This window comes from uncultured Agitococcus sp. (assembly GCF_937920075.1).
Lineage (GTDB): Bacteria > Pseudomonadota > Gammaproteobacteria > Pseudomonadales > Moraxellaceae > Agitococcus.
The window spans coordinates 1-1,314 of record NZ_CALETI010000043.1; the positions used below are offsets into that span (position 1 = coordinate 1).

Here is a 1,314-nt window from a genome sequence, read left to right on the forward strand (position 1 = left end):
TTCATAAAAATTGCTAAAGAGTTGTTATTAGCTTTGTCATAATCAATATTAATTTCATAGGGTTCGTTTAATTCACGCACTCTAAAAAACCAACGATCCGCATTATCTTTGGCAGATACCGTTTTTAAAACTCCATTTGGATAATAATAGCGATGTGTTTTTTCGGAGACAAAAAAACTGGTAAATACTTGGTATTCTTCTTTGGTTTCTTTTAAATAACGAGCAATCGCAGGCACATCTTGTTCACCTTTTATTGTCCAATCATGCAAAAAAGTATTGGTTCCCATCATTGAAGAAATAAAAAATGGACGAATTAAATCTTTTTGCAACTCAGCATAAATGGCATTAGAAGTTAGCGGTAATTCTTTTTCAACCAATGCTAAATGAATTGTTTTTTTAGATGAGTAATAACTCAACAATGAAACAGCCAAAAAAGAACATGTCAGCAACACACACAAGATAATTGTTAATTTGCGTTGTTGGATGATATGAGAAACCCTCAAAATCAACCCCTTTATTTTTGCTAAAAAATTTGGCCAAGATTGTACACAAACTAAGTTTATCATAGTTAGCGATTATCGAAGCTTCATGTTAACTTGCAAACTAATTACTTATCAATTATTGGGTATTTATATGTCATTAAATAGTCGTATTTTATGGGGGGCTATTTTAGGTATTTTATTTGCTTATTTGTGTCGGCATTATTTACCTGTTTCTGCTCACGAAACTGTATTGTATTTCGCTAGTTTAATTGCCTCATTATTTATTGGTTTGTTAAAAATGGTGCTAATTCCTTTGGTCTTTAGCTCTATTGTCGTGGGTGTCGCTAATCTACGTGCTCATCAGCAAATTCATCGTGTTTGGCAAATTACCCTTGCTTGTTTTGCGTTAACCACGTGTATTGCCATTAGTTTAGGGCTTGGTGCAGCACATATTTTTGAAACTGGCAAAGGTTTATCGTTAGCCTCTTTACAAAGTTACGCAGCTACAGTGGATAGCTCACAATTAACACCAAGTGAATTTTTGCAAACATTAGTTAAAAATGTTTTTATGAATCCCTTTAATGCCTTAGCACAAGGTAATATTTTGGCGATTGTTATGTTTGCCTTATTTGTGGGTATTGCTTTGGCAATTAAAGGTCAAGAATATCCTCAATTACACAAACTATTTAATGAAAGCTTTAATTTGTCTATGCAGCTTGTGGGCTGGATTATGCAGCTTGCGCCATTGGGCATTATGGCATTGTTGTTTAAATTGGTGTTAAGCGAAAATTCGGCTCTATTAGGCACATTAGCCCAGTTTATTGCTGTGGTG

The 1,314-nt window shown here is 34.0% G+C and carries 2 protein-coding genes; one reads left to right on the top strand and one right to left on the bottom strand.

Annotated elements, in window-relative coordinates; all coding sequences use genetic code 11:
• Positions 1-503 (bottom strand): hypothetical protein (locus tag Q0212_RS01300; protein WP_297921035.1); only part of this gene is annotated, 503 nt, incomplete at its 3' end.
• An 85-nt stretch (positions 504-588) separates the two neighbouring features.
• Here Q0212_RS01300 and Q0212_RS01305 point away from each other — a divergent pair.
• A partial coding sequence (locus Q0212_RS01305; RefSeq protein WP_297921037.1) for a cation:dicarboxylase symporter family transporter occupies positions 589-1,314 on the top strand: 726 nt, incomplete at its 3' end.